1 tRNA gene is annotated in these 319 nt (G+C 51.7%); it reads right to left on the bottom strand.

The features are described 5' to 3' along the window. Nucleotides 1-150: 150 nt before the first annotated feature. Nucleotides 151-227, bottom strand: a tRNA-Ile gene (locus GQY55_RS30865). Between the last annotated feature and the right edge of the window lie 92 nt (nt 228-319).

Here is a 319-nt window from a genome sequence, read left to right on the forward strand (position 1 = left end):
CGCTGACCTCCTGCTTGCAAGGCAGGCGCTCTCCCAGCTGAGCTATGGCCCCATATTTTACCCCAAAAAGCGACCACATGCTACGAAGTTGATTCCGATTACTTTTCGGTTACTCCGTATAAAGCATGAAGTTTAGTTATGGGATTTATATGGTGGGCCCTAGTGGACTCGAACCACCGACCTCACCCTTATCAGGGGTGCGCTCTAACCAACTGAGCTAAGGGCCCATATTATATTCTCTACAATCAAACCCATAAGGGCTTGCGCTTGGCGGCGTCCTACTCTCCCAGGACCCTTCGGTCCAAGTACCATCGGCGCT

This window comes from Paenibacillus sp. USDA918EY (genome assembly GCF_009870825.1).
GTDB classification, from domain to species: domain Bacteria; phylum Bacillota; class Bacilli; order Paenibacillales; family Paenibacillaceae; genus Paenibacillus_AQ; species Paenibacillus_AQ albilobatus.